The organism is Gilvimarinus sp. 1_MG-2023, from assembly GCF_030548285.1.
Genome location: NZ_JAUOSC010001144.1, coordinates 1 through 264, shown reverse-complemented (window position 1 = coordinate 264; position 264 = coordinate 1). Strand labels below are relative to the sequence as shown.

Genomic DNA, 264 nt, shown 5'->3' with positions numbered 1-264 from the left:
CACCTCCACACCTGCAAACATTACCCAGTTTTGATGAGCTCAAAACAATGGCAGAGCACGACCCTGCCGCCCTAGAAACGCTGCGTATAACCATGAGTCAACAGATCATCGATAATGCCAGTGAAGCGATGCAGCCTCGCCTTCAAGCTCAGCTTAGCCACATTAATCACGTCATCGCGACAGGTAAAAACCCTAACCATGTCAATGTGATGCTACGAAAAGAACTTCACAAGCAATTTGTACGCTTCTCGCAAGCCCTAACAG

1 protein-coding gene is annotated in these 264 nt (G+C 48.1%); it reads left to right on the top strand.

The window, feature by feature from the left end; translation table 11 throughout:
• Positions 1 to 47: 47 nt before the first annotated feature.
• On the top strand, positions 48 to 264 hold a 217-nt coding region (locus tag Q4563_RS20435; RefSeq protein WP_303605818.1), incomplete at its 3' end, for a DUF3135 domain-containing protein.